The following is a 25,047-nucleotide window of genomic DNA, read 5'->3' as shown; positions in this document are numbered from 1 at the left end:
ACATGGCAGGCGAGACCGTCATCACCCTCGTCGGCAACCTCGTCGACGACCCCGAGCTGCGTTTCACTCCGTCGGGCGCCGCGGTGGCCAAGTTCCGCATCGCGTCGACCCCGCGCACCTTCGACCGTCAGACGAACGAGTGGAAGGACGGCGAGAGCCTCTTCCTCACGTGCAACGTCTGGCGTCAGCCGGCGGAGAACGTGGCCGAGTCGCTGCAGCGCGGCATGCGCGTCATCGTGCAGGGCCGACTGCGCCAGCGGTCTTACGAGACCAAGGAAGGCGAGAAGCGGACGGTCTTCGAGGTCGAGGTCGATGAGGTCGGCCCGAGCCTGCGCTCGGCGACCGCCAAGGTCACCCGCGCCAACCGCTCCGGCGGTCCCGGCGGCGGTGGTGGCTTCGGCGGCGGCCAGCAGGGCGGCGGGTACGGCGGCGGCCAGCAGGGTGGCGGCGGCTGGGGTGGAAACTCCGGCGGCGGCCAGTCCGGCCCGTCCGACGACCCGTGGGCGTCCAGCGCCCCGTCCGGTGGCAACCAGGGCGGCGGCTGGGGCAGTGCCCCGTCCGGTGGCGGCTACTCGGAAGAGCCCCCGTTCTAAGCGGTGCGTGCCGGGCCCCTCGCGGGTCCGGCAACGCTGACAGATCTCGTACTTAACGGAGCACACAATGGCGAAGCCGCCTGCTCGCAAGCCGAAGAAGAAGGTTTGCGTCTTCTGCAAGGACAAGGCCACTTACGTGGACTACAAGGACACGAACCTGCTGCGGAAGTTCATCTCCGACCGCGGCAAGATCCGTGCCCGCCGGGTCACCGGCAACTGCACCCAGCACCAGCGTGACGTCGCCACGGCCGTGAAGAACAGCCGTGAGATGGCCCTGCTGCCCTACACCTCCACCACGCGCTAAGAGAGGGTGACCGAACAATGAAGATCATCCTCACTCACGAGGTCCCCGGCCTCGGCAGCGCCGGCGAGGTCGTCGAGGTCAAGGACGGCTACGCCCGCAACTTCCTGGTCCCGCGCGGCTTCGCCATCCGCTGGACCAAGGGCGGTCAGAAGGACGTCGACGCCATCCGTCGCGCCCGGAAGATCCACGCCATCCAGACCCTGGAGGCGGCCAACGAGGTCAAGGCCCAGCTCGAGGGCCTGCAGGTCAAGCTGGCCGTTCGCTCCGGCGACGCCGGCCGCCTGTTCGGCTCGGTGACCCAGGCCGACGTCGTGGAGGCCATCAAGGCCGCCAACGGCCCGGCCGTGGACAAGCGCGCCGTCGCGATCGCCTCGCCGATCAAGACCGTGGGCACCCACAAGGTCTCGGTCAAGCTGCACTCGGACGTTCAGGCCAACCTCGACGTCGCCGTCGTCGCTGCCTGATTTCGGCCGCTGAGCTGACGAAGGGGCCGGACTCCACTCGGAGTCCGGCCCCTTCGCCGTGCGGGCCCAGGGCCTGTCCGGTCGGACAGGCCCTTACGGGCGGACCGCGCCGGTGACCATCCAGCGGCCGGTGCGTATCCGGCCGGACAGCACCGCGGCCCGGGCCACCATGAACAGGTTCATCGCCCACCACAGCCCGGCCAGGCCCAGGCCCAGCGCGGGCACCGCCAGTGCGGCGGGGACGAACAGCAGCAGCGCGCCGAGCATGCCCCAGGCCAGGAAGCCGCCGTCGCCGGCGCCCATCAGGACGCCGTCCAGGACGAACACCAGGCCGCCGATCGGCTGGGTCAGCGCCGCCAGCAGCAGCACGGTGGACAGCTGGCCCCGCACGGACGGGTCGTCGGTGAACAGCGGGATGTACAGCGGCCGGGCCAGCACCATCAGCAGGCCCAGCAGCACGCCCGCGCCGACGCCCCACTCGATCATCCGGCGGGTCGCCGCCCGGGTGCCCGGGAGGTCGCCCGCGCCCAGGTAGCGGCCGATGATGGCCTGCCCGGCGATCGCCACCGCGTCCAGCGCGAAGGCCATGAACGACCAGATGGTCATGGTGATCTGGTGGGCGGCGATCTCGGTGTCGCCCAGGTTCGCGGCCACCGCGGTGGCGAGCAGCAGGGCGGCGCGCAGGCTCAGGGTGCGCACCACCAGCGGGCCGCCGGTCCGGGCGGAGGCCTTGATGCCGGCGCGGTCGGGCCGCAGGCTCGCGCCCTCCCGGCGGGCGCCGCGGACCACCACGGCCACGTACACCGCGGCCATCGCGTTCTGCGCGATCACGGTGCCCCAGGCGGAGCCGGCCACGCCGAGGCCGGCGCCGTAGACCAGGCCGAGGTTGAGCAGCAGGTTGGCGGTGAACCCGCCGATCGCGACCAGCAGCGGGGTGCGGGTGTCCTGGAAGCCGCGCAGCACGCCGGTGGCGGCCATCACCAGCAGCATGGCGGGCACGCCGAGGGCGCTGATCCGCAGGTAGGTGACGGCGTACGGGGCGGCGGTGGGGGAGGCGCCGAGCAGCTGGGCGGCCTGCGGGGCGAAGGCCAGGGTGAGCACGACCATGCCGGCGGAGAGGATCAGGGCCAGCCAGATCCCGTCGATGCCCTGCTGGACGGCGCCCCGGCGGTCGCCCGCGCCGAGCCGCCGGGCGACCGCCCCGGTGGTGGCGTAGGCGAGGAAGACGAAGATCCCGGCGGCGGTGGCGAGGGCGGCGGAGGCGATCCCGAGGCCGGCCAGCTGGGCGGTGCCGAGGTGGCCGACGATGGCGGAGTCGGCCATCAGGAAGAGCGGTTCGGCGACCAGCGCGCCGAAGGCCGGCACCGCCAGGGCGAGGATCTCGCGGTCGTGGCGGCGGCGTTCGCGGGCGGGGGCGGGACGGGCGGGCGTCGCGGGCATGGTGTTCACCCTACTCATCCACAGGTAATAAGTGCTAGCGCCTTTTGGTTCTTACCGGACCTGTGGACGGACGGTGGATCGAACGGTCGATCGAACAGCCGGGCGGCTTCCTCCCGGGCCGTGTGAAGAATTTCTCATGCACAGGCCGTGGATGAGGTCCTCGCAGGTCAGCGGTTTGACACCGGGGCGATCGTGTGGTTATCCACAGCGGTGTCCACAGGGTTGTGCACAGCTTTCCGGGGGTTCTCCACAGCCTGCGGACGGTTGTCCACATGGCCTGTGGATAACCGTCTTGGAGGAACCGCCCGGCCCCCCGTACCGTGGCTCAGGACCAGACCTTCGGTGCCCGCGCGACACCGCCCCGCACACGGCCGGAACTGTCGGCCCGGTGGCGTAGGAAAGACCGAGCGCCACCACCGGACAGGCCCGCACCAACTCGCACCAACCGCTGAACGGGGAACACGCGTGACCGGCCCCCAGTACGACGACCACGACGCCCCGCCGCCTCCGGAGGACGACTGGCAGCCGTCCGACGACGCCTTCCCGCTCGACGCCTTCCCCGACGTGCCGGGCGACCGGCTCCCGGTCGCCCGCCGGGCGAACAGCAACGGCGCCGCGGGCGGCTCCGGCGGGCAGGGCGGCGGTTTCCAGCGTCGCGACGGCGGCGGCCGGGGCGACCGGTTCCCCGGCAAGGGCGAGCGGCGCGACCGTGACGGCGAGGGCGGCATCGGCGGCTCCGAGGGCTTCGAGCGCGTCCCCCCGCAGGACCTGGCGGCGGAGCAGTCCGTGCTGGGCGGCATGCTGCTGTCCAAGGACGCCATCGCCGACGTGGTCGAGGTGCTCAAGCCCGCCGACTACTACCGGCCCGCGCACGAGCTGATCCACGGGGCGATCCTCGACCTCTACGCCCGCGGCGAGCCCGCCGACCCGATCACGGTGGCCGGCGAGCTCACCAAGCGCGGCGAACTGGTCCGCGTCGGCGGCGCCTCCTACCTGCACACCCTGGTCAACTCCGTCCCCACCGCGGCCAACGCCGAGTACTACGCGGAGATCGTCCACGAGCGCGCCGTGCTGCGCCGCCTGGTCGAGGCCGGCACCCGGATCGCCGGCATGGGCTACGCCGCCGAGGGCGACGTCGACGACATCGTCAACGCCGCGCAGGCCGAGATCTACGCCGTCACCGAGCAGCGCACCAACGAGGACTACGCGCCGCTGGCCGACATCATGGAGGGCGCCCTCGACGAGATCGAGGCGATCGGCTCCCGCTCCGGCCAGATGTCCGGCGTCCCCACCGGCTTCGCCGACTTCGACCAGCTCACCAATGGCCTGCACCCCGGCCAGATGATCGTCATCGCGGCCCGCCCCGCGATGGGCAAGTCCACCCTGGCGCTGGACTTCGCCCGGGCCTGCTCGATCCACAACAACCTGCCGAGCGTGATCTTCTCGCTCGAAATGGGCCGCAACGAGATCGCCATGCGCCTGCTGTCGGCCGAGGCCCGGGTGGCGCTGCACCACATGCGCTCCGGCAACATGACGGACGACGACTGGACGCGGGTGGCACGGCGGATGCCCGAGGTCAGCGCGGCGCCGCTGTACATCGACGACTCGCCGAACCTGTCGATGATGGAGATCCGCGCCAAGTGCCGCCGCCTCAAGCAGCGCAACGACCTGCGGCTGGTGGTCATCGACTACCTGCAGCTGATGCAGTCCGGCGGTTCGCGGCGGGCGGAGAGCCGCCAGCAGGAGGTCTCGGACATGTCCCGGAACCTGAAGCTGCTGGCGAAGGAGCTGGAGATCCCGGTGATCGCGCTCTCCCAGCTGAACCGAGGCCCCGAGCAGCGCACCGACAAGAAGCCGATGGTCTCCGACCTGCGCGAGTCCGGCTCGATCGAGCAGGACGCCGACATGGTCATCCTGCTGCACCGCGAGGACGCCTACGAGAAGGAGTCCCCGCGGGCCGGCGAGGCGGACCTGATCGTCGCCAAGCACCGAAACGGCCCCACCGCCACCATCACCGTCGCCTTCCAGGGCCACTACTCGCGCTTCGTGGACATGACCCGCGACGTGACCTGACGGCCGGTCGGCCGGTGGGCGGTCAGAACCAGTGCAGGCAGTGGGGTTCGCGGTCGGCGCGGAACATGGCGTCGGCGCGGGGGGCGGCGGCCGGGTGGTGGGCGCGGAGGTGGCCGGCTCGGGTGAGGGTGGTGGGGGTGGTGCCGCCGAGGTAGATCGAGCCGAGGTCGCTGATGTCCATCGACAGGTCGGGCTCGCGGTCGGTGGGGGTGCATTCGGCCCGGCCGTCGCGGACGGTCAGCAGGTGGCGGGTGTGCTCGCCGAGGAACGGGTCGTCGACGTCCAGGACGAGTTCGCCATCCGCCGACCAGCTGCGGGCGGTGAGGGCGCGCGGGATGTCGAGCAGCCGCACCCAGAGCCAGTCGGTCTCGTTGGTGAGCGAGCCGGCGTTGAAGTCGGCCAGCTGCCAGCGCAGCGGGCTCCCGGTCGGGAAGTGCCGGAAGGCGATCTCGGTGACCAGGTCGTGACCGAGCAGGTAGCGGGCCAGCGCGGTGTACGCGGCGTCGTCGAGGCTGATGATCTCGTCGACCAGCATGGCCTGGGAGTCGTCGAGCGAGTAGGGGGCGTACCCGGTCGGGGTGCCGTCGGCGTCCCGGTGGAGGGCGATCCAGCGCTGGGTGGGGGCGGTCGGCGGGTGCCCGGCCCGGCGGGACCACCACAGCGGCGGGCGGGAGACCGCGCCGGGCTGGAGGCGGCGGTAGCGGTCGTAGAGCTCTTCCACCAGGTCGCGGCAGTCGCTGAGCCGGAGCAGTTCCACCGTGCCGGTCGCCTCCTGGCCGGCCCGGGGCGGGGCGAGCTCCGCCCGGTGCCGGGGGACGGTCAGCCGCCGGGTGTAGGTGGCCGGGCCGTAGCCGAAGCGCCGGTAGATCACCGCCTCGGAGGCCAGCAGCACCGCCATGGGCTCGCCGCGTTCGCGCAGGTCGGCGAGTTGACGCCGCTTCATCGCGGTGAGCACGCCCTGCCGCCGGTGCGAGGGCAGCACGCCCACGCAGGAGATCCCGCCCACCGGGAGGGTCGCCCCGCCGGGCAGCGTCAGTTCGAAGGAGTAGGCGCACGCGGTGCCGATCGGCCGCCCCTCGTCGCTGAGGGCGAGCAGTCCGCGTTCGGCCTCCAGCGCCGACCACCAGACGCCGCTGCCGTCCTCGGCCGGCTCGGTGGGGTGCTTGCCGAACGCGGCGAACACGGTGTCGACGAAGACACCGAGGTCCTGCTCGGTGGTGGATCGGATCTCCATGGCTGTGCTGCCTCCCCGCACTGGACGGCCGGTTTCCGGCCCCAGTGCATGCGGCGTGCCGCCCCCGGGTCAAGCGATTTTGCGGCTGGTAGCGTCGCCTGCCGTGATGGACCAGGACGATCTGCGGCTGTGCCCGCTGCCCGACGAAGTGCTGCCGCTGCTGGCCGAGTTGGCGGTGCCGCCGCGGCTGCTGGCGCACCTGCGGCTGGTGCACGACGTGGCGGTGCGGCTGGTGGACGGGGTGGCGGCGCTCTGCCCGGCGCTGGAGTTCGACCGGGCGGCGGTGCTGTTCGGCGCGGCCACCCACGACATCGGCAAGACCGTGCACCGGGCGGAGCTGTCCGCCCCCGGCTCCCGGCACGAGCCGGCCGGCCGGGAGCTGCTGCTGGTGGCGGGCGTCGCCCCGGAGCTGGCCCGATTCGCGGCCGGCCATGCCGAGTGGGGTCCGCAGTCGCCCGTGGAGGACCTGCTGGTGTCGCTGGCCGACAAGGCGTGGAAGAACAAGCGGGTGGCGGACCTGGAGGACCTGCTGGTCACCGCCCTGGCCGGGGCGGGCGGCGGCGAGCGGTGGGAGGTGTTCCTCGCGCTGGACGAGCTGCTCACCGGGATCGGCGACGGCGCCCAGGAGCGCCTGGCGTACCAGGCGCTCTTCCCGGTCGCCTAGGCCAGCGTGACGGTGCTGCGGAAGACGGTCGCGCCCGGGCCGGTCAGCACGGTCTTCGCGCCGGTCGCCGGCAGGAACGCCGACTCGCCCTGTCGCAGCGTCAACACCTGCCCGGCAGAAGCGAGTTCGACGGTTCCGGCGGTGCAGAGCAGGATCTGCGGGGCGTCGCCGGGCAGGGTGGCGGGCTGCTCGGCGAGGTCGTAGCGGGAGAGGCGGAACTCGTCGATCGGCACCGGGTAGAGCCGCTCGCCGTCCGGGCCGGCCTCGGGGCGCAGGATCTCCGGGCTGCCGCCCTGGAAGGCCACCACCTTGAGCAGTTCGGGGACGTCCACGTGCTTCGGGGTGAACCCGCAGCGCAGCACGTTGTCGGAGTTGGCCATGATCTCGACGCCGGTGCCGCGCAGGTACGCGTGCGGCAGGCCGGCGCCGAGGTACAGCGCCTCGCCGGGCTGCAGGCGGACGTGGTTGAGCAGCAGCGCGGCGACCAGGCCGGCGTCGCCCGGGTACTCGGCGGCGGCGAAGGCGTAGCCGGCCAGCGCGCCGGTCGGGTCGGACGGGGCGGCGGCGGTGACGGCGCGGGCCACGGCGTCCACGGTGGCGCGGCCCTGCTCGTCGGTCAGCGCGAGGGCCTCGGCGAGCGCGCCGGACAGCGCCTCGGCCTCCGGCTTGGTGCGCAGCAGGTCGATCAGCGGCTGGAGGCCCGGCACGTCGAGGGAGGCCATCAGGTCGGCCGCGTCGGCGGGCGTGCGGAAGCCGCACAGGCCCTCGAACTCGCTGAGCGCGCAGATCAGTTCGGGCTTGTGGTTGTCGTCCTTGTAGTTGCGGTGCGGCGCGTCGACCGGGATGCCGCGCCGCTCCTCGTCGGCGAAGCCGGCCCGGGCCTCGGCGCGGGTCGGGTGGGCCTGGATGGACAGCGGCACGGCGGCGGCCAGCACCTTCAGCAGGAACGGCAGGGTGGGGCCGAACTGTTCGACGGCGGCGGCGCCGAGTTCGGCCGCCGGGTCGGCGGCGATCAGCCGGTCGAGCGGCACCGGGCCGTTGCCGCGGTCGACCACCGAGGGCGCGCCGGGGTGGGCGCCCATCCACAGCTCCGCCTGCGGCTCACCCGTGGCGGGCCGGTCGAGCAGCTCGGGGATCGCGGTGGCGGACCCCCAGGCGTAGTCGCGGACGGTGTTGTCGAGCCGGTCCATCAAGTACTCCCAGGTGCAGGTGCGGGCATGCGTGCGCTGCGGCGGCCGGTGCGCGAGGACCACCGACAATAGCTGACGCACCTGGTGGTCGGATGGTGCCCGGCAGCCGGCCGGCCGGTGTTCCGTGGGCGCCCGGTGATCACTCTCCTGGGCGCGTCAACCCGGCGTCGGAGGGGTCTTCCGGAGAGGGTGGACGGTAACCGGGGTCGAACAGACCCGCCACCGACACACCGACCAGGGGAGCAGCCGTGACCGCGTCGCCGCCCGACGAGAACGCCGAGGGCCGTGGGGCGGGTGCCGCGCCGCCGTTCCGCCCGCTGGAGGTCGAGGTCTTCACCGGCCCCGAGACCGCGTTCTTCGCCACCTCCAGTCTGATCATGGGCGAGCGCACCGCGATCCTGGTGGACGCCCAACTGACCCGCAGCGCGGGCCGGGAGCTCGCCGAGTGGATCGCGGGCAAGAACCGGCAGCTGCTCGCCATCGTGATCACCCACCAGCACCCCGACCACTACTTCGGCGCGGACGAGGTGCTGCGGCTCTTCCCGGACGCCCAGCTGCTGGCCGCGCCCCCGGTGGTGGAGGGCATCCGGCAGACCGCGGCGGCCAAGGTCGCGCAGTGGAAGCCGGTCTACGGCGACGACATCCCCGACCGGCCGCGCCTGCCCGCGCCCCTGCTGCCCCAGCCGCTGATGATCGACGGCCAGCTGATCCGGGTCCTGCCGCTCGGCCAGGCCGACTGCGCCGACTCCACGGTGGTCTTCGTGCCGAGCATCCACACCGTGGTGGCGGGCGACTTCGTCTACAACGGCACCCACGTGTGGACCGCCGACACCGACCCGGCCGCCCGCGGCCAGTGGTCGCACAACCTGGGCCGGATCGCCGACCTCGCCGTCGACCGGGTCGTCGCCGGGCACCGCGCCCCCGGCATGGACGACGCCGCGCACCGGGTGATCGGCTTCACCGCCGAGTACCTGCGCGACTTCGACCAAGCGCTGGCCGACCACCCGCACGACGCGGAGGCGCTGGCCACGGCCGTGAACGAGCGCTACGGGGGGCTGACGCTGCCGGCCATCCTGGAGCTGGGCGCGGCGGCGAACGTCGAGCGGGGGGCCGTGCCGCAGGCTGCCGCGCAGGTCGTTCCGCACGAGGACGACGGCGCCGACAACGGCATCATCGACGCGGAGATCGTCGAGGAGCCGGCGGAGGAGGAGGGCTCCGGTCCGTCGTCGGAGGGCGAGCGGTGATACTGCGCGGATGACGTACGAGGGGTTCGACGTGGTGGTGGCAGCCGGGGGCGCGGGCCGGCGGCTCGGCGGCGCGGACAAGGCCGCCCTGACGGTCGGTGGGCGGCCGCTGCTGGAGAGGGTGCTGACGGCCTGCGCGGGAGCCCGCCGGGCCGTCGTGGTCGGGCCGCGGCGCGCCACCGCGCACACCGGGGTGCGGTGGCTGCGCGAGGACCCGCCGGGCGGCGGCCCGCTGGCGGCGGTGGCCGCCGCACTGCCCGAGGTGACGGCGCCACTGGTGCTGCTGCTCGCCGCCGACCTGCCGTTCCTCGACACCGGCACGGTGGGCCGCCTGCTGGCCGCCGTCGGTGACGCGGACGGGGCGCTGCTGGTCGACGCCGAGGGCCGCGACCAGCCGCTGACGGGCGCGTACCGCACGGCCGCGCTGCGCGCGGCGCTCGCCGGGCCGGCCGATCCGTCCGGCCGTCCGCTGCGCACCCTGACCGACGGGCTGCGCCTGGTGCGGGTGCCCGACGCGGCGGGCGCGTCCTTCGACTGCGACACGCCGGAGGAGCTGGCGGCGGCGCGGCGGCGGGCGGCGGGGGAGAACTGAGCGGCGCTCCGGGCCGGCCTGCGTGGCGGTGGCGGTGACGCGGGCCCGGGGCGGGCGGGATCGGGCAGCATGGGCGTCATGGAGCGCACATTGGACGACTGGATGGCCGCGGCCGCCGCCGAGCTGGGGCTGGACCTGGCGGTGGATGTCCGGGGGCTGTTGGACATGACCCGGGTGGTGGCGCACGGCGTGGAGCGGCCGGCGGCGCCGCTGACGGCGTTTCTGGTGGGGTACGCGGCGGCGTCGAACGGGGGCGGGCCGGCGGCGGTGGCCGAGGCGTCGGCGAAGGCGACTGCGCTGGCGGAGCGGTGGGCCGCCGCCGCTTTGGAGGGCTCGGCCGAGACGGGGGGCTCGGCCGCGACGGACGGTTCGGCCGAGCGGTGAGGGGCGGGGCGGGCGTGGTCGTTTCGCGAGGGTGTCCGTGGGCGCAGGCCCGGCGGGCCGCGTGGGCGGCGGTGGAGCCGTTGCCGGTGGAGCGGGTGCCGTCGGCCGTCGCGGTCGGGCGGACGCTGGCCGAGCCGCTGACCGCGCTCACCGACCTGCCCGCCTTCGACACCTCGGCGATGGACGGCTGGGCGGTGGCCGGGCCGGGCCCGTGGCGGCTGTCCGGCCGGGTGCTGGCGGGCCAGAACTGCGCCCCGCTGGCGGACGGAGCGGCGGTGGAGATCGCCACCGGCGCCCAACTCCCGCCGGATGCGACGGGGGTGCTCCGCCGTGAACACGGCCGCCTGGTCGAACTCCCGGACGGCAGCGCCCAGTTGCACGGCGAGGTCGGGCCGGGTCAGGACGTCCGGCCGCGCGGGCAGGAGTGCCGCCGGGGCGAGGAACTGCTGCCCGCCGGGCTGCCGGTGACGCCGGCGGTGCTCGGGCTCGCCGCTGCCGCCGGGCACGACGAGCTGGCCGTGCGCCGCCGGCCGACCGTCGAACTGCTGCTGCTGGGCGACGAGTTGCTGACCTCGGGCCTGCCCGCGCCGGGCCGGGTGCGGGACGCGCTGGGGCCGCTGCTGCCGCCGTGGCTGGCCGCCGCGGGGGCCGAACTGCTCGGCAGCCGCTACGTCCGCGACGACTTCGGGCTGCTGCGGGACGCGATCCGGCACTCGCCCGCCGACCTGGTGCTCACCACCGGGGGCACCGCCGCCGGACCGGTGGACTTCCTGCACGCCGCGCTGGCGGCGGCCGACGGGCGCCTGCTGGTGGACGGGGTGGCGGTGCGGCCCGGGCACCCGATGCTGCTGGCCGCACTGCCCGGCGGGCGCCACCTGGTGGGCCTCCCGGGCAACCCGCTGGCGGCCGTCGCCGGGACGGTCACGCTCGCGCTGCCGCTGCTGCACGCGCTGTCGGGCCGCACCGCCGCGGACGCACCGACAGAGCCGCTGGCCGCGACGCTCCCCGGGCACCCGACGGACACCCGCCTGCACCCCGTCCGCCGCACCCCCGCCGGCCTCGCCCCCCTCCCGCACGACGGCCCCGCCATGCTCCGCGGCCTGGCCCGGGCCGACGCCCTCGCCGCCGTCCCACCTGGCGGCCTGACCGCGGGCGAGTACGCCGAGGTCCTGCGGCTGCCCTGACCACCGGACCGGGACGTTCCACGTGGAACCGCGCCACGGAGCCCGGCGGGAACGGATGCTGTGCGACGCGGGGTGGGTGGGGGTGCTACGGCTGCTGAGGCGGATGTTCCACGTGGAACGAGGGGCTGCCGGGAACGGGCTCGGGCGAGGGGCAGGCGGGGACACTGCCGATGCCGGGGAGCGGCCGGCACGCCCGTCGCCTCGCTGCGGACGCGAGTGCCGGGCGGCGCCGAATCCGCCCGCCCGCGCCCGAGGCGAAGTGCGAGCCCTGCTGCGCTACGCCCTGCGGGCCCCGCCCGGCTCGTGGCGGGGTGTTCCACGTGGAACGAGGGGGCCCGAGGGCGGGCTCGGGTGTCGGCTGCAGGGAGCAGGCGGGGACACTGCCGGTGCCGGGGAGCGGCCGGCGCGCCCGGCGGCGCCGAATCCGCCCGCCCGTGCCCGAAGCGCGGTGCGAGCCCGGCTGCGCCCCTGCCTCGCCCGGGCGGGGTGTTCCACGTGGAACCGGTGGTGTCAGGCCGACACGGGCGTGCCCGGCTTGATGACGATCAGGCGGTCGGTGAGTTGGAGGACGGCCGCCTCGGGTTCGGTGTAGTTGAGGACGCGGCGGCCGCGGACCACGGCGACGACCAGGTCGGGGAGGTCGCGGGGGCTGAGGCCGGCCTCGGCCTTGGTGACGGGGCGTTCGGCGACGTCGAGACCGTTGCCGTAGGTGAGGAGGTCCTCCATCACGGCGCCCGCGTTGGGGCTGAGCATCGACATGCCGAGGAGGCGGCCGGCCGAGCTGGAGGAGGTGACCACGACATCGGCGCCGCTCTGGCGCAGGAGGGGAGCGTTCTCGTCCTCGCGGACGGCGGCGACCACGGTGGCGCCCCGGTTGAGCTGCCGGGCGGTGAGGGTGATCAGGGCGGCGGTGTCGTCGCGTTCGGGCGCGACCACGACCTGGGCGGCGCGCGGGAGTTCGGCCCGCATCAGGGTGGCGGTGCGGGTGGCGTCGCCGAGGACGCCGACCAGGCCGTCGTGGGTGGCCTGGTCGATGGCCCGGGCCTGCGGGTCGACCACGATGATGGAGTCCTTGGGGACGCCCTGGCCGAGCAGGGTGTCGACGGCGCTGCGGCCCTTGGTGCCGTAGCCGATGACGACGGTGTGGTCCCGCACGGTGTGCCTCCAGCGTTCGATCCGCCACTGCAGGCGGGTGCGTTCGGTGAGCACTTCGAGAGTCGTGCCGACCAGGATGATCAGGAAGACCACGCGCAGCGGCGTGATCACAAAGATGTTCACCAGCCGTGCGCTGTCGCTCACGGGGGTGATGTCGCCGTACCCGGTGGTGGAGAGGGTGACGGTGGCGTAGTACGCCGAGTCGAGGAGGCTGACCGAGCTGTCCGCGTTGTCGTTGTAGCCGGCGCTGTCCGCGTAGACGATCAGGGTGGTGGCCACCAGCACGCCCAGGGCGAGCAGCAGTCGGCGGGCGACCTGTCGCGTCGGCGGGCGGGTGCGGCGGGCGGGCAGCGCGATCCGGCGGGCGGGGTCGGTGTCTTCGGTGCCCTGGTCCCGGAAGCGACTGAGCGTCAGGCGGGACGGCCGGGCACCCGGGTCGTCGGGCGGATTCGAGTTCGGCACAGGCACAAGGATGGGGGGTGGAGACGTCGCCGGACGACCCCGGGGGCGGAGTGTCGCCACCCTGTCCGGTACCGGCGGCAGCCCTTGACGGACTGGCGGTTGACGTCCGGGGGGAGCGGGATGTCCGGCGGTCGGGGGCGTAGCGTGGCGGCCATGCGAGCCATCACGATTCCCGAGCCCGGCGGCCCAGAGCGGCTGGTCTGGGCCGAGGTTCCCGATCCCGTCCCGGCCGCCGGCGAGGTGCTGGTCGAGGTCGCCGCCACCGCGGTGAACCGGGCCGATCTGCTGCAGCGTCAGGGCTTCTACGATCCGCCGCCGGGCAGTTCGCCGTATCCGGGGCTGGAGTGCGCGGGCCGGATCGCCGCGCTCGGCCCGGGGGTGGCCGGCTGGGCGGTCGGCGACGAGGTGTGCGCGCTCCTGGCGGGCGGCGGCTACGCCGAGAAGGTGGCCGTTCCGGTCGGCCAACTGCTGCCGGTGCCCAAGGGGTTGACGCCGGCCCAGGCCGCCGCGCTGCCGGAGGTGGCGTGCACGGTGTGGTCGAACGTGTTCCAGGTGGCGCACCTGCGCCCCGGTGAGACGGTGCTGCTGCACGGCGGGGCCAGCGGCATCGGGACGATGGCGATCCAGCTGGCCAAGGCGGTCGGCGCGCGGGTCGCGGTCACCGCGGGCAGCCCGGAGAAGCTGGCCCGATGCGCCGAGCTCGGCGCCGACGTGCTGATCGACTACCGGCAGCAGGACTTCGTGGCCGAGCTCGCCGCGCTCGGCGGGGCCGACGTCATCCTCGACATCATGGGCGCCAAGTACCTGGAGCGGAACGTGGACGCCCTCGCGGTGAACGGCCGCCTGGTGGTGATCGGCATGCAGGGCGGCGTCAAGGCCGAGCTGAACCTGGCCACCCTGCTGGCCAAGCGCGCCGCCGTGATCGCCACCAACCTGCGCGGGCGGCCGCTGGCGGAGAAGGCGGCGATCGTCGCCGCGGTCCGCGAGCACGTCTGGCCGCTGGTCGAGGCGGGCGTGGTCCGTCCCGTGGTGGACCGGGTCCTGCCGTTGGCCGACGCCGCCGAGGCGCACCGGGTGGTGGAGGCCGGGAGCCAGGTCGGGAAGGTCGTCCTGGAGGTGTGATCCGGAGGGCAGGGGCGGCGGAAATGCCCGAAGTGTCCCGGTGTGTGAGGCTGGTCGAAAGCTGTTCCGCCTCCGCCCGCATCCCGATGCGGGCGGCCGTCGGGAGGATCTGCTTTCCATGCTCGCTCGCCGCCGCCCCGTGCCCCCGGCCAAGCGCCGCACCCCCGCCGCCCGTCCTGGCGCGCTGCTCCGCAGAGCCGCGCTGACCGGCCTGGCGCTGCCGCTGCTGCTGGCCGCTCCGGTCTTCGCCGTGGATCCGCCGACCGATGCCCGACAACAGGCCCAGGCGCAGCTGGAGGCGGCCCGGCAGCAGGCGGCGGCGGAGTTCGACGCCGCCCGGCAGCAGGCGGCGGAACAGGCCGGGCAGGCCGGGCAGACCGGGCAGTCGGGCGGGCCGGCCGACGGCGCGATATCCGGGGCGGCGCCGAACGTTCCCGTCCCGGTCCCGGTGCCCGCCGCCCCCAGCGCGACCCGGACGGCAGGCTCCCCGAGCCCCGCCCCCGCCGCCCCGGCCCTGCCGTCCCGCACCCCGGCGGTCGCCGCGCCGTCCGCCCTCGCCTCCGCGACGCCGCCCGCCGAGCCCACCGCTTCCGCAGCGCCGGAGCCGGCGCCGTCACCGGAGCCCTCCCCGCAGACCTCCGCCGAGCCGCCCGCGCCGTCGCACCCGACGCCCCCCGCGCGACCTCCCGCGCCATCGAGCGCGGAGCCCGTCCCGCCGTCGCGCAGCGGCCCGGAGCCCGGCCGGCCCGGGCGCGGGCACCACCACCAGGCGATAGTGCCGCCCGAGCAGGCCGAGGCCCCCGCCCCGGTCGCGGCGGAGGCCGAACCGGAGCGCGAGCCGGCCGGGGAGGGCGGCCGGCAGGCGGCTGCCGAGGGCGGGGCGGACCGGGGGACGCCGGAGGCCGCGGTGGGCGACGAGGACACGGTCGAGCCCGCACCGGCGGCGGTGGCGGGCGGGGACGAGGCGGCCGGCGCGCCGCTGGCCGGCCCGGCAGTGCCGGTGGGGCCGGTGGGGCCGCTGCGCCTGGGCGACCCGTCCGCGAAGCAGCTGCCGCTGGGCGTCGGACTCGGCATGATCGGAGTGGGTCTCGGCCTGGTCGGAATGAGGCTGCGTCGGCGGTGAGGCCGCGCGACGCGGGTGGCCGCCGGGTGGGACGATCCCAAGACCAGGTTCGTTGACCTCCGCGGTGGACGACGCATATGAAGGAGCTATGACCAACCCGATGAACGAGCGGTCGCAGCAGGATCCTCGCCAGACGTCGAGCGGGAAGTCCGAGGACAGCCCGAAGGTGCTGATCGTCGGCCCGGACGGCATGGCGGTGGGCACCGCCCCGGCGGGCGGGCTCGGCCGGGGCGACGAGGACGACGAGCCGCGCGAGCTCCCGGTGACCGAGATGGTCGAGCAGCCGGCCAAGGTGATGCGGATCGGCAGCATGATCAAGCAGCTGCTGGAGGAAGTGCGGGCGGCGCCTCTGGACGAGGCCAGCCGGGCCCGGTTGAAGGACATCCACGCCAGCTCGATCAAGGAGCTGGAGCTGGGCCTGGCGCCCGAGCTGGTCGAGGAGTTGGAGCGGCTGTCGCTGCCGTTCGCCGACGACAACATCCCCACCGAGGCCGAACTGCGCATCGCGCAGGCGCAGTTGGTGGGCTGGCTGGAGGGCCTGTTCCACGGTATCCAGACCGCGCTGTTCGCGCAGCAGATGGCGGCGCGGGCGCAGCTGGAGCAGATGCGGCGGGCGCTGCCGCCCGGACTGCACGGCGCCGAGGGGGACTTGGAGGAGCCGGGTCCGGGCCGCGGCCTGCGCTCGGGTCCGTATCTGTAGTCCCGGTCGGGGGCCGCGCTGCGGCGCGGCCCCGAACCGCTACCCTGGCCCCTGTTCGGAAGTACCGCGCGCCGAGGGGGAGCTGGGACATGACTGAGGGCAGCACCGAGGGCCACTCGCTCGGCCACGGCCGGTACGTACTGCAGCGGCTGCTCGGACAGGGCGGCATGGCGGCCGTCCACCTGGCGTACGACACGGTGCTGGACCGTCAGGTCGCGGTGAAGACGCTGCACACCGAACTGGGCCGGGAGGCCTCCTTCAAGGAGCGGTTCCGGCGCGAGGCGCAGGCGGTGGCGCGGCTCCAGCACACCAACATCGTCTCGGTGTTCGACTCCGGTGAGGACATCGGGCCGGACGGGACGGCGACGCCGTACATCGTCATGGAGTTCGTCGAGGGCCGTTCGCTGAAGGACGTGCTGGACGAGCAGGTGACCACGCGCGGCGCGATGCCGACCGAGCAGGCGTTGAAGATCACCGCGGCGGTGCTGTCGGCGCTGGAGGCCTCGCACGACCAGGGGCTGGTGCACCGCGACATCAAGCCGGCGAACGTGATGGTGTCCACCAAGGGCGTCGTCAAGGTGATGGACTTCGGCATCGCGCGCGCCCTGCAGTCCGGGGTGACCTCGATGACGCAGACCGGCATGGTGGTCGGCACCCCGCAGTACCTGTCGCCGGAGCAGGCGCTCGGCAAGAGCGTGGACGCCCGGTCCGACCTGTACTCGGTGGGCTGCATGCTGTTCGAGCTGCTCAGCGGGCAGCTGCCGTTCGACGGCGACTCGGCGTTCTCGATCGCGTACAAGCACGTGCAGGAGACCCCGCCGGCGCCGTCCACGCTGAACGGGGCGGTCACCCCGGCGGTGGACGCGCTGGTGGCGCAGGCGCTGCGCAAGGACCCGGCGCACCGGTTCCCGTCGGCGGAGGCGATGCGCGAGGAGGTGGAGCGGGTCGCGGCGGGGGAGCAGGGCAACACGCCGCTGCAGGCGTCCACCCCGCTGGTGATCGGCGAGGGGCCGCGGTCGGTGCACGCCGCGCCGTCGCTGACCAACTTCCCGCCGGTGAGCGGCAACCTGGGCACCCCGGCGCCGCAGCTGCCGCCGCAGCCGTACCCGCCGGCGCCCGGGCCGCACACCCCGCCGCCGTACGCGCAGACCCCGCCGCCGTTCCCGCAGGCGCCGCAGACGCCCCAGCCGTTCCCGCAGCAGGGCTTCCCGCAGACCACGCCGCCGCCGTTCCAGCAGGCCCCGATGCCCGGCCCGATGCCGGGTCCGGGCCCGATGACGGGTCCGATGACGGGTCCGATGCCCGGCCCGCCGATGCCGATGCCGTACCCGCCGCCCTCGAACAACAACAACGGCTGTTCGACGGCGCTGATCGTGGTCGGTGTGATCATCGGTGTGATCGTTCTTGCGATCATCATCGTGGCGATCGCGGCGGCCGGCGCGAGCAATTCGACCTACTGAGGTACCCTGCTCGATCTCGGCCCCGGCACAGGCTCGCAGAGCCCGCCGTGAGCCCTGCGCACGCCGTCCCGTGCCACGTCGGGGGACGCGAGACGGTAGCGTTCTGAGGACGGAACCGACAGGGCGAACGCGCGCCGAGCGAGTGCCCGGGGCGAGGAGCGATGGGTCAGAGCGAGCGACCGGACGACGGCCGGGTGGAGCAGCGGGACATCCCCGAGCAGTACGGGCGGGCCGAGGACGGCCGGCCCGACGACAGCGGGGCCGACCAGGTCACCGGCCCCACCGAGGTGCTCCCGGTCGGGTCGGCAACTCCCGGGCGGGGCAACGCGGTTCCCTTCCCCACGGTCGGCGACGGCCGCTACCGGCTGACCGGGCGGCTGGGCCGCGGCGGGATGGCCGAGGTGTTCGCCGCCCAGGACCTCCGGCTGGGCCGCACCGTGGCGGTCAAGCTGCTGCGGTCCGAACTCGCCGAGGACGACACCGCCCGGCTGCGCTTCACCCGCGAGGCGCACTCGGTGGCCGCGCTCAACCACCACGCGGTGGTCGCGGTCTACGACACCGGCGAGGAGCAGCACGGCGGGGAGTCCACCCCGTACATCGTGATGGAGCTGGTCGAGGGCCGGACGGTGCGCGAGCTGCTGGTGGACGAGGAGGCGCCGCCGGTCGACCAGGCGCTGATCATCACCGCCGGGGTGCTGGAGGCGCTGGCCTACAGCCACCAGCACGGGATCGTGCACCGCGACATCAAGCCCGCCAACGTGATCATCACCAACGGCGGCGCGGTCAAGGTGATGGACTTCGGCATCGCCCGGGCGCTGACCGGCGCGGCCACCACCATGACGCAGACCGGCATGGTGATGGGCACCCCGCAGTACCTGTCGCCGGAGCAGGCGCTCGGCAAGGCCGTCGACCACCGCTCCGACCTGTACGCGGCCGGCTGCATGCTGTACGAACTGCTCACCCTGCGGCCGCCGTTCGTCGGCGAGACCCCGCTGGCGGTGGTGTACCAGCACGTCCAGGACGCGCCGGTGCCGCCGTCCCGGGTGAACGACCGGGTGCCGCCGCAGCTGGACGCGCTGGTGCTGCGGGCGCTGGAGAAGAACCCGGACGACCGGTTCCAGAGCGCCGACGAGTTCCGGGTGCACGTCCAGCACGCGCTGCGGCAGCTGCACGGCGCGGCCGGCGTCGGGTACCCGGCCGATCCGGCGGCCCTGGCGGCCGGCGGCTGGGACGGCACCCCAGCGGGCGGCTCGGTCGCGGCGACCGAGCTGCTCGGCACGGTCGGCGACGCCACCGCCCGCACCGAGGCGATGCCGTACGGGATGGCCGGCGGGTACCAGACGCCCGCGCAGCCGTACCAGGGCGTGGGCGGCGGGGACCACGGCGGCGAGGACCCGGAGCAGCGGCCGCGTCGCAACCCGTGGGGCTGGGTGCTGGGCGCGGTCGCCCTGGTGCTGGCCGCCACCATCGGGGTGGCGCTGGCGCTGACCGCCAACCAGGACGAGAAGTCCAAGGACCCGGAGCAGAAGGCGCCGACCCAGGTCACCGGCAGTCCGTCCGCCGACCTGCCGACCGAGCGGCCGACCAGCGGGTCGACGCCGACCCGCAGCCAGGGCACCGGGCGGCAGACGGAGACGCCGAGCTGGTCGCCGTCGCCCAGCGGCTCCGCCTCGGCCAGCCCGTCCGCGTCGGCCTCGGCCAGCGCCTCGCACTCGGTGAAGCCCTCGCCGTCGGCGAGCCCCTCCGGCGACAAGAGCTCGCCCCCGCCCAGCCCGAGCGGGGGAACCGGCCTCTCGCCGAAGCCGACCGTCAGCCCCGGCGCCGGGGTCGGGACGCAGCCGCTGACCGGCTGACCGGGGCCGGGACGGGGTACGGGCGGGTCAGTTGGCGAACGCGTCCATGACCTGCTCGTAGTCCTGGCACCACCAGGCGAGCTGCCCGGCGGAGGCCGCGAACAGCGGGTCCGCCCGGTGGTCGCGGCGCTGGTAGTGCCACTGCAGCATCCACAGGTCGTTCAGCCGCTCCCACCACACCCGGTGGACCGCGGCGGCGACCTGTTCGGCGTCCGCGGCCCCGGTGGCCCGGTAGGCGCGGGCCCAGTGCCGGACCCGGACCAGGTCGAGGACGCCGGTGGCGCGGTCGTTGAACAGCAGCGTGGCGGCCCGCACGGCCTCCTCGGCGACCGGGTGCGGGGCGAGCTTGTCCCAGTCCAGGACGGCGCTGACGGCGTCGTCCCGGTGCAGCAGGTTCAGGCCGTGGAAGTCGCCGTGGGTCCAGCCGGTGGGCGGCGCGTCGGCCAGGCCGGGGCGGCGGTGCCGGTGCGTGGCGAGCAGGTCCAGCCGCTCGGTCAGGCGCTGCTCGGCGAGCCGGTCGAACGGCCCGTGCGGGCGGTGCGCCCGGGCCTGCTCGCGCAGTTCCAGGACCAGCCGCTCGGTCTCCTCGACGTCGGCGCTGAGCACCCCGTCCGGTTGCGGCAGCGGGGCGCAGACGTCGGCGAGTGCGCCGTGCAGTGCTCCCAGCAGGGTGCCGAGTTCGCCGCACCGGGCGGGGTCGAGTTCGGTGCCGTGCCGGTGCTCGCCGGGCACCCACGGGTAGAGCGCGAAGAGCCGGCCGCCGTACGGCGTGATGGTCCGGCCGTCCAGGTTGGCGATCGGCGGCGGCACCGGGAGGCCGAGCGCGGCCAGCGCGGCGGAGGCGCGGTGCTGGCGGAGGATGGCCGGCCGGTGGGCGGTGGCCCGGTCGACGTAGCACTTCAGGAAGTAGCGGGCGCCGTCGGCGGTGGTGATCCGGTAGCCGCGGTTGAGCAGTCCTTCCGCCACCGGCACCGCCGTGCCGAGCGGCGCGGTGCGGTAGGCGCGGATCACCCCGGCCACGGCGGCGTGCGCGACCGGGGGGCTGAGGGTGCCGATGGGAGGAGCGGTGGCGTCCGGGCGGGCCGGCGCGAGGGAGAGGGTCTGACCGTACGTCACGGAGCAGAGCGTATTACTCGGCGTGATAGCGGCTTGACAGAGCGTGTTCCATGTGATCTCAGTGCTGCCGGCCCGCCCGGCGGCGCGCGACGTAGGCGGCGACCTGGGTGCGGCGCTCCATCCCCATCTTCGCCAGCAGGCTGCTGACGTAGTTTTTTACGGTTTTCTCGGCCAGGTGCAGCTCATTGCCGATCTGCCGATTCGTCATCCCCTCGCCGATCAGATCGAGGATCCGGCGCTCCTGTTTCGTCAACTGGGCGATTCGCTCGTCCTCCTTCTCGCCGCCTTCGCGGAGCCTGGCCAGCACCCGGCCGGTGGCGACCGGGTCGAGCAGCGATTTGCCGGCCGCGACATCGCGCACCGCGGAGAGCAGGTCGGTGCCGCGGATCGCTTTCAGGACATATCCGGAGGCCCCGGCCATGATCGAGTCGAACAGCGCCTCGTCGTCGGAGAACGAGGTGAGCATCAGGCATTTCACCGACGGGTACCGGGAGCGGATCTCCCGGCAGACCTCCACCCCGTTGCCGTCGGGGAGCCGGACGTCCAGGACCGCCACGTCCGGGCCGACCGCCGGAATCCGGCTGAGCGCCTCGGCGGCGGTGCCGGCCTCGCCGACCACCTCGATGTCGCCCTCCGTCGACAGCAGGTCGTGCACGCCTCTTCGGACCACTTCGTGATCATCGAGGAGAAAAACCCTGATATGTCCGTTATCAGTCATTTGCAAAGCGTCGCACAAATCGATGGGCGTTACCCCCTTTCGCAGCGGGCCGTGCCCGGATACCGTGCGCTGGTGTCCTGACCGGAAGGTAAGCCCCGTCACATCGGCGGTTTCCCCGCCGGAGAACAACTAGGACGTCCTAGCGCAAGAGCGCCAAGGGGTGCCGCTGGGTAACGTTCTCGTGAGGGACGCCGTCGGAAAGGAACACCGCCTGCCCGAGCCGGTGCGCACACCCACGCGCGCGAGGCCGGAAGGGCGACCGGACCGGCCACCGGCGACCCCGGGCGGCCGGACAGACCGAGGGAGTGAACGTGACCGTCAAAAGCACGACGAGGGCGCGCAAGAAGGCCGCCCCCGGCGTCCCCGACAAAGCCAGTGCAGGCTCTGCCGCGCCGGAACTCGTCCAGCTGCTGACCCCGGAGGGGGAGCGGGTCGAGCACCCGGACTTCCCGCTCACCGTGACGCCGGAGGAGCTCCGCGCGCTCTACCGGGACCTGGTCCTGGTGCGGCGCTTCGACGCCGAGGCCACCTCACTCCAGCGGCAGGGCGAACTCGGCCTGTGGGCCTCGCTGCTCGGCCAGGAGGCCGCCCAGGTCGGCTCCGGCCGGGCGATGCGCCCCGGCGACTACGCCTTCCCCACCTACCGCGAGCACGGCGTGGCCTGGTGCCGCGACGTCGACCCGCTGAACCTGCTCGGCATGTTCCGCGGCGTGAACAACGGCGGCTGGGACCCGAACGAGAAGAACTTCCACCTCTACACCATCGTGATCGGCGCGCAGACCCTGCACGCCACCGGCTACGCGATGGGCATCACCAAGGACGGCGCGGACGACGCGGTGATCGCCTACTTCGGCGACGGCGCCTCCAGCCAGGGCGACGTCAACGAGGCCTTCACCTTCGCCTCGGTCTACAACTCGCCGGTGGTGTTCTTCTGCCAGAACAACCAGTGGGCGATCTCCGAGCCCACCACCGTGCAGACCCGCATCCCGCTGTACCGCCGCGCCTCCGGCTTCGGCTTCCCCGGCGTCCGGGTCGACGGCAACGACGTGCTGGCCTGCCTCGCCGTCACCCGCTGGGCGCTGGACCACGCCCGCACCGGCCAGGGCCCGGTGCTGGTCGAGGCGTTCACCTACCGGATGGGCGCGCACACCACCTCCGACGACCCGACCCGCTACCGGCAGTCCGAGGAGACCGAGGCCTGGAAGGCCAAGGACCCGATCCTGCGCCTGAAGGCCCACCTGGAGAAGCAGGGCCTCGCCGACGAGGCGTTCTTCGCCGAGGTCGAGGCCGAGAGCGAGAAGCTGGGCCTGCGCGTCCGCGAGGGCGTCCGCTCGATGCCCGACCCGGACCCGACCCTGATCTTCGACCACGTCTACACCGAGCAGCACCCGCTGGTGGACGAGGAACGCGCCGAGTACGAGGCGTACGCCGCCTCCTTCGAGGGGGAACAGCACTGATGGCCGGCCAGCTCAGCATCGCCAAGGCGCTCAACGAAGCGCTCCGCAAGTCGCTGGAGAACGACCCGAAGACCGTCCTGATGGGCGAGGACATCGGCAAGCTCGGCGGCGTCTTCCGGATCACCGACGGCCTGCAGAAGGACTTCGGGGACGACCGGGTGATCGACACCCCGCTCGCCGAGTCCGGCATCGTGGGCACCGCCATCGGCCTCGCGCTGCGCGGCTACCGCCCGGTGGTGGAGATCCAGTTCGACGGCTTCGTCTACCCGGCCTTCGACCAGATCGTCTCCCAGCTCGCCAAGATGCACGCCCGCGCGCTCGGCCACGTCAAGATGCCGGTCACCGTCCGCATCCCGTTCGGCGGCGGCATCGGTGCGGTGGAGCACCACAGCGAGTCGCACGAGGCGTACTTCGCGCACACCGCCGGCCTGCGGGTGGTCAGCCCGTCCAACGCGCACGACGCGCACTGGATGCTGCGCCAGGCCATCGAGTCCGACGACCCGGTGGTCTTCCTGGAGCCCAAGCGCCGCTACTGGGACAAGGGCGAGGTCGGCGAGGACCCGATGCTGCCGCTGCACTCGGCGCGCATCGTCCGGCCCGGCACCGATGCCACCCTGATCGCCTACGGGCCGATGGTGAAGGTCTGCCAGGAGGCCGCGCAGGCCGCCGAGGAGGACGGCCGCCGGCTGGAGGTGGTCGACCTGCGCTCGCTGTCGCCGATCGACTTCGCCACCCTGGAGGAGTCCCTCAAGCGCACCGGCCGCGGCATCGTGGTGCACGAGGCCCCGGTCTTCCTGGGCCTCGGCGCGGAGCTCGCCGCCCGGCTCACCGAGCGCTGCTTCTACCACCTTGAGGCGCCGATCCTGCGGGTCGGCGGCTACCACGCCCCGTACCCGCCGTCGCGGGTCGAGGAGACCTACCTGCCCGACCTCGACCGTGTGCTCGACGCCGTCGACCGCGCGCTCGCGTACTGAGCGGAGGCCGGACATGAGCAACGGAACGCTGCGCGAATTCAAGATGCCCGACGTGGGCGAGGGCCTCACCGAGGCCGAGATCCTCACCTGGTACGTCAAGCCCGGCGACACCGTCACCGACGGCCAGGTGGTCTGCGAGGTGGAGACCGCCAAGGCCGCGGTCGAGCTGCCGATCCCGTTCACCGGCGTGGTCGAGGCGCTGCACTTCCCGGCGGGCAGCACGGTGGACGTCGGCACCGCGATCATCGCGGTGGCCGTCGCCGGGGCCGCCCCGGCCGAGGCCGCGCCCGCCGCCGCACCGGCCCCCGCCGCTGCCGCGCCGGCCGCCGAGGCCGAGCCGGAGCGCCGCGAGGTGCTGGTCGGCTACGGCCCGCGCACCGGCTCGGCGCAGCGCCGGGCCCGACGCACCAACGGCACGGCCGCCCCGGCCACGCCCGCCGCCCCGGCCACGCCCGCCGCCCCGGCCGCTCCCGTCGCGCCCGCCGCCCCGGTCGTCCCGGTGGCCGTGGTCGCGGAGGGCGAGCGCCCGCTGGCCAAGCCGCCGGTGCGCAAGCTCGCCAAGGACCTGGGCATCGACCTGCGCACCGTGCGGCCGACCGGCCCGAACGGCGTGGTCACCCGCGAGGACGTGCACGCCGCGGCCGCCACCGCCGCCGAGACGGTCGTCGAGCCCGCCGCCGCGCCGCTCGCGCCGGCGACCGGGCCGGTCGCCGAGCAGGTCGCCCTGCCGGTGCCGACCGCCGCCGGGGACGTCCGGGTGCCGGTCAAGGGCGTCCGCAAGGCCACCGCGCAGGCCATGGTGGCCTCGGCGTTCACCGCGCCGCACGTCACCGAGTTCGTCCAGGTCGACGTGACCCGGACGATGAAGCTGGTGCGCAAGCTCAAGGAGAGCGGCGAGCTGGGCGCCGGGGTGCGGGTCAGCCCGCTGCTGCTGGTCGCCAAGGCGCTGCTCACCGCGATCAAGCGCCACCCGGAGATCAACGCCAGCTGGGACGAGGCCGCCCAGGAGATCGTCATCCGGGGCGCGGTCAACCTCGGCATCGCCGCCGCCACCCCGCGCGGGCTGATCGTCCCGAACATCAAGGACGCCGGCTCCAAGACCCTCTCCCAGCTGGCCGTCTCGCTCGGCGAGCTGGTGGAGACCGCGCGGCAGGGCAAGACCTCGCCGGCGGACATGTCCGGCGGCAGCGTCACCATCACCAACGTCGGCGTGTTCGGCGTGGACACCGGCACCCCGATCCTCAACCCCGGCGAGGCCGCCATCCTGGCCTTCGGCGCGGTCCGGGAGCTGCCCTGGGTGCACAAGGGCAAGGTGGTGCCGCGCCAGGTCACCACGCTGGCGCTGTCCTTCGACCACCGGCTGGTCGACGGCGAGCTCGGCTCCAAGGTGCTGGCGGACGTCGCCGCGATCCTGGAGTTCCCGAAGCGCCTGATCACCTGGGGCTGATCCGCCCCGGCCGCCGTCCGGGGAGACCGCACCCAGCCAGCGCCACCACTTGACCTTCTCGTGCGCCATCTCCTCGGCGTCCGCCAGCGACAGG

21 protein-coding genes and 1 pseudogene are annotated in these 25,047 nt (G+C 74.1%); 16 read left to right on the top strand and 6 right to left on the bottom strand.

Annotation, left to right across the window (positions count from 1 at the left end; translation table 11 throughout):
- The first annotated feature begins 2 nt into the window (after positions 1-2).
- The 3 genes from ACWEMJ_RS19550 (at position 3) to rplI (ending at position 1,361) form a co-directional block, all read left to right on the top strand.
- Positions 3-593 carry a single-stranded DNA-binding protein gene (locus tag ACWEMJ_RS19550; RefSeq protein WP_452138312.1) on the top strand — a complete coding sequence of 197 codons (591 nt, stop codon included), beginning with the start codon at positions 3-5 and terminating at the stop codon, positions 591-593.
- A gap of 67 nt (positions 594-660) precedes the next feature.
- Positions 661-897, top strand: coding sequence for a 30S ribosomal protein S18 (gene rpsR / locus ACWEMJ_RS19545; RefSeq protein WP_030457605.1), 237 nt, complete (start codon positions 661-663; stop codon positions 895-897).
- A 17-nt stretch (positions 898-914) separates the two neighbouring features.
- Positions 915-1,361: a 50S ribosomal protein L9 gene (gene rplI, locus ACWEMJ_RS19540; RefSeq protein WP_452138311.1), complete on the top strand. Its 447-nt coding sequence runs from the start codon at positions 915-917 to the stop codon at positions 1,359-1,361.
- Between the two features lie 93 nt (positions 1,362-1,454).
- Here the strand turns inward: rplI and ACWEMJ_RS19535 are convergent, their stop codons facing one another.
- Positions 1,455-2,819 (bottom strand): MATE family efflux transporter, encoded by a 1,365-nt coding sequence (locus tag ACWEMJ_RS19535; protein WP_452138310.1) that lies wholly within the window; start codon positions 2,817-2,819, stop codon positions 1,455-1,457.
- 546 nt (positions 2,820-3,365) lie between these two features.
- On the opposite strand from ACWEMJ_RS19535, the gene dnaB reads away from it, so the two are divergent.
- Positions 3,366-4,874 (top strand): replicative DNA helicase, encoded by a 1,509-nt coding sequence (gene dnaB, locus ACWEMJ_RS19530; protein ID WP_452138334.1) that lies wholly within the window; start codon positions 3,366-3,368, stop codon positions 4,872-4,874.
- A gap of 22 nt (positions 4,875-4,896) precedes the next feature.
- Here the strand turns inward: dnaB and ACWEMJ_RS19525 are convergent, their stop codons facing one another.
- The gene (locus ACWEMJ_RS19525) at positions 4,897-6,108 is read right to left on the bottom strand and encodes a GNAT family N-acetyltransferase (protein WP_452138309.1); all 1,212 of its coding nucleotides are present in this window, start codon (positions 6,106-6,108) and stop codon (positions 4,897-4,899) included.
- Between the two features lie 106 nt (positions 6,109-6,214).
- Between ACWEMJ_RS19525 and ACWEMJ_RS19520 the strand changes: the two genes are divergently transcribed.
- Positions 6,215-6,772 carry an HD domain-containing protein gene (locus ACWEMJ_RS19520; protein ID WP_452138308.1) on the top strand — a complete coding sequence of 186 codons (558 nt, stop codon included), beginning with the start codon at positions 6,215-6,217 and terminating at the stop codon, positions 6,770-6,772.
- Here the strand turns inward: ACWEMJ_RS19520 and manA are convergent.
- On the bottom strand, positions 6,769-7,962 hold the full coding sequence (gene manA / locus ACWEMJ_RS19515; RefSeq protein ID WP_452138333.1) for a mannose-6-phosphate isomerase, class I: 1,194 nt from the start codon (positions 7,960-7,962) through the stop codon (positions 6,769-6,771). The two genes, ACWEMJ_RS19520 and manA, sit on opposite strands and share 4 nt — an antisense overlap.
- A 248-nt stretch (positions 7,963-8,210) precedes the next feature.
- On the opposite strand from manA, the gene ACWEMJ_RS19510 reads away from it, so the two are divergent.
- From ACWEMJ_RS19510 to ACWEMJ_RS19500, 3 genes and pseudogenes are all read left to right on the top strand, one after another.
- On the top strand, positions 8,211-9,206 hold the full coding sequence (locus ACWEMJ_RS19510; RefSeq protein ID WP_452138307.1) for an MBL fold metallo-hydrolase: 996 nt from the start codon (positions 8,211-8,213) through the stop codon (positions 9,204-9,206).
- A 10-nt stretch (positions 9,207-9,216) separates the two neighbouring features.
- Positions 9,217-10,182 (top strand): annotated as a pseudogene (locus tag ACWEMJ_RS19505) (NTP transferase domain-containing protein).
- Positions 10,183-10,196: 14 nt separating this feature from the next.
- Entirely contained in the window at positions 10,197-11,366 is a 1,170-nt protein-coding gene (locus tag ACWEMJ_RS19500; RefSeq protein ID WP_452138306.1) for a molybdopterin molybdotransferase MoeA, read from the top strand.
- Positions 11,367-11,876: 510 nt separating this feature from the next.
- Here ACWEMJ_RS19500 and ACWEMJ_RS19495 read toward each other — a convergent pair.
- Positions 11,877-12,983, bottom strand: coding sequence for a potassium channel family protein (locus ACWEMJ_RS19495; protein ID WP_452138305.1), 1,107 nt, complete (start codon positions 12,981-12,983; stop codon positions 11,877-11,879).
- Positions 12,984-13,136: 153 nt separating this feature from the next.
- Between ACWEMJ_RS19495 and ACWEMJ_RS19490 the strand changes: the two genes are divergently transcribed.
- The 5 genes from ACWEMJ_RS19490 (at position 13,137) to ACWEMJ_RS19470 (ending at position 19,241) form a co-directional block, all read left to right on the top strand.
- Positions 13,137-14,105: an NAD(P)H-quinone oxidoreductase gene (locus tag ACWEMJ_RS19490; protein ID WP_452138304.1), complete on the top strand. Its 969-nt coding sequence runs from the start codon at positions 13,137-13,139 to the stop codon at positions 14,103-14,105.
- Between the two features lie 118 nt (positions 14,106-14,223).
- Positions 14,224-15,228 carry a hypothetical protein gene (locus tag ACWEMJ_RS19485; RefSeq protein ID WP_452138303.1) on the top strand — a complete coding sequence of 335 codons (1,005 nt, stop codon included), beginning with the start codon at positions 14,224-14,226 and terminating at the stop codon, positions 15,226-15,228.
- Between the two features lie 88 nt (positions 15,229-15,316).
- Entirely contained in the window at positions 15,317-15,928 is a 612-nt protein-coding gene (locus tag ACWEMJ_RS19480) for a bacterial proteasome activator family protein (RefSeq protein WP_452138302.1), read from the top strand.
- 89 nt (positions 15,929-16,017) lie between these two features.
- Complete coding sequence (locus ACWEMJ_RS19475; RefSeq protein ID WP_452138301.1) at positions 16,018-17,388, top strand: protein kinase domain-containing protein; 1,371 nt, start codon at positions 16,018-16,020, stop codon at positions 17,386-17,388.
- Positions 17,389-17,549: 161 nt separating this feature from the next.
- Positions 17,550-19,241, top strand: a complete 1,692-nt coding sequence (locus ACWEMJ_RS19470) for a protein kinase domain-containing protein (RefSeq protein ID WP_452138300.1) — start codon at positions 17,550-17,552, stop codon at positions 19,239-19,241.
- A gap of 27 nt (positions 19,242-19,268) precedes the next feature.
- Here the strand turns inward: ACWEMJ_RS19470 and ACWEMJ_RS19465 are convergent, their stop codons facing one another.
- Positions 19,269-20,357: a phosphotransferase enzyme family protein gene (locus ACWEMJ_RS19465; RefSeq protein WP_452138299.1), complete on the bottom strand. Its 1,089-nt coding sequence runs from the start codon at positions 20,355-20,357 to the stop codon at positions 19,269-19,271.
- Between the two features lie 58 nt (positions 20,358-20,415).
- Positions 20,416-21,075: a response regulator gene (locus ACWEMJ_RS19460; protein WP_452138332.1), complete on the bottom strand. Its 660-nt coding sequence runs from the start codon at positions 21,073-21,075 to the stop codon at positions 20,416-20,418.
- Positions 21,076-21,386: 311 nt separating this feature from the next.
- On the opposite strand from ACWEMJ_RS19460, the gene pdhA reads away from it, so the two are divergent.
- From pdhA to ACWEMJ_RS19445, 3 genes are read left to right on the top strand one after another with little or no spacing between them, the layout of a single operon-like run.
- Positions 21,387-22,532 carry a pyruvate dehydrogenase (acetyl-transferring) E1 component subunit alpha gene (gene pdhA, locus ACWEMJ_RS19455; RefSeq protein WP_452138298.1) on the top strand — a complete coding sequence of 382 codons (1,146 nt, stop codon included), beginning with the start codon at positions 21,387-21,389 and terminating at the stop codon, positions 22,530-22,532.
- Positions 22,532-23,506, top strand: a complete 975-nt coding sequence (locus ACWEMJ_RS19450) for an alpha-ketoacid dehydrogenase subunit beta (RefSeq protein ID WP_452138297.1) — start codon at positions 22,532-22,534, stop codon at positions 23,504-23,506. Before pdhA ends, ACWEMJ_RS19450 begins: the two co-directional genes overlap by 1 nt.
- 13 nt (positions 23,507-23,519) lie before the next feature.
- The gene (locus ACWEMJ_RS19445; protein WP_452138296.1) at positions 23,520-24,953 is read left to right on the top strand and encodes a dihydrolipoamide acetyltransferase family protein; all 1,434 of its coding nucleotides are present in this window, start codon (positions 23,520-23,522) and stop codon (positions 24,951-24,953) included.
- Positions 24,954-25,047: the final 94 nt, after the last annotated feature.

The sequence above is a fragment of the Kitasatospora sp. NPDC004531 genome (assembly GCF_053602195.1).
This window is presented reverse-complemented; position numbering and strand designations above follow the sequence as displayed.

What these genes read in the sequence shown, in the direction of transcription:
- ACWEMJ_RS19460 (WP_452138332.1), bottom strand. Translation starts at nt 21,075, where the DNA reads ATGACTGATAACGGACATATCAGGGTTTTTCTCCTCGATGATCACGAA.
- ACWEMJ_RS19535 (WP_452138310.1), bottom strand. Translation starts at nt 2,819, where the DNA reads ATGAGTAGGGTGAACACCATGCCCGCGACGCCCGCCCGTCCCGCCCCC.
- rplI (WP_452138311.1), top strand. Translation starts at nt 915, where the DNA reads ATGAAGATCATCCTCACTCACGAGGTCCCCGGCCTCGGCAGCGCCGGC.
- ACWEMJ_RS19470 (WP_452138300.1), top strand. Translation starts at nt 17,550, where the DNA reads ATGGGTCAGAGCGAGCGACCGGACGACGGCCGGGTGGAGCAGCGGGAC.
- ACWEMJ_RS19480 (WP_452138302.1), top strand. Translation starts at nt 15,317, where the DNA reads ATGACCAACCCGATGAACGAGCGGTCGCAGCAGGATCCTCGCCAGACG.
- ACWEMJ_RS19445 (WP_452138296.1), top strand. Translation starts at nt 23,520, where the DNA reads ATGAGCAACGGAACGCTGCGCGAATTCAAGATGCCCGACGTGGGCGAG.
- manA (WP_452138333.1), bottom strand. Translation starts at nt 7,962, where the DNA reads ATGGACCGGCTCGACAACACCGTCCGCGACTACGCCTGGGGGTCCGCC.
- rpsR (WP_030457605.1), top strand. Translation starts at nt 661, where the DNA reads ATGGCGAAGCCGCCTGCTCGCAAGCCGAAGAAGAAGGTTTGCGTCTTC.
- ACWEMJ_RS19490 (WP_452138304.1), top strand. Translation starts at nt 13,137, where the DNA reads ATGCGAGCCATCACGATTCCCGAGCCCGGCGGCCCAGAGCGGCTGGTC.
- ACWEMJ_RS19475 (WP_452138301.1), top strand. Translation starts at nt 16,018, where the DNA reads ATGACTGAGGGCAGCACCGAGGGCCACTCGCTCGGCCACGGCCGGTAC.
- ACWEMJ_RS19485 (WP_452138303.1), top strand. Translation starts at nt 14,224, where the DNA reads ATGCTCGCTCGCCGCCGCCCCGTGCCCCCGGCCAAGCGCCGCACCCCC.
- ACWEMJ_RS19520 (WP_452138308.1), top strand. Translation starts at nt 6,215, where the DNA reads ATGGACCAGGACGATCTGCGGCTGTGCCCGCTGCCCGACGAAGTGCTG.
- ACWEMJ_RS19450 (WP_452138297.1), top strand. Translation starts at nt 22,532, where the DNA reads ATGGCCGGCCAGCTCAGCATCGCCAAGGCGCTCAACGAAGCGCTCCGC.
- ACWEMJ_RS19550 (WP_452138312.1), top strand. Translation starts at nt 3, where the DNA reads ATGGCAGGCGAGACCGTCATCACCCTCGTCGGCAACCTCGTCGACGAC.
- ACWEMJ_RS19525 (WP_452138309.1), bottom strand. Translation starts at nt 6,108, where the DNA reads ATGGAGATCCGATCCACCACCGAGCAGGACCTCGGTGTCTTCGTCGAC.